Source organism: Streptomyces sp. NRRL WC-3549 (genome assembly GCF_000721935.1).
In the GTDB taxonomy this organism is placed as follows: domain Bacteria; phylum Actinomycetota; class Actinomycetes; order Streptomycetales; family Streptomycetaceae; genus Streptomyces.
The window spans coordinates 32,661-33,284 of sequence record NZ_KL585405.1 but is presented as its reverse complement, the minus strand read 5'-3'; the positions used below and the strand labels follow the sequence as shown (position 1 = coordinate 33,284).

The following is a 624-nucleotide window of genomic DNA, read 5'->3' as shown; positions in this document are numbered from 1 at the left end:
TCAGAGATGTGTATAAGAGACAGCGCCGTGGCCGACGCCCATGACGGCGGGGCCGACGCCCTGGAGCTCACCGGCCGGGCCCCCACCGGCGCCCGGCCCACGGCCCTGGTGCTGACCCGGGACGGCGCCCCGGAACACTCCTGCCCGGTGCGCTCGGCGGACGGCCGCTTCACCGTGCGCGTCCCCCTCGCGGAGCTGGCGGCGGACGGCCCGGAGGGCCGGTGGCGGGCTGTGCTCGTGACCGACGGGGTCCGGGTGCCCTTGGCCGCCGCCCCGGACCTGCCGCCGCCCGCCTTCGCCGACGCCTCGGGCGACCTGGTGGTGGAGGTGCCCGCCGGGCCGCTCGCGGACCGGGCCGAACCGGCCCCGGCGGGAGGACTGCGCGTCAGCGGTACCGGGGCCGGGGCCGGGGCGCTCGTGCTGCGGCACAGCACCCTGGGGGAGACCCTGGCGGTGCCTCAGGAGCGGCTGCCGGACGGCCGGTTCGCGGCGGTCCTGCCGCCCCCGCCCCGGGAGGGCGACTGGGAGCTGCACGCGGACGGCCGCCCCGTACGGACCCTGGCCGCACTCGCCGCCCGGCTGCCGCTGGACGCCCCGGGGGCCGCCTTCCGGCTCGGCCGCCGG

Annotated in this window: 1 pseudogene; it reads left to right on the top strand. The window is 80.4% G+C overall.

Annotated features, from left to right (window positions below):
* Nucleotides 1-624 (top strand): annotated as a pseudogene (locus IH13_RS0118155) (CDP-glycerol:glycerophosphate glycerophosphotransferase); the annotation flags it as partial.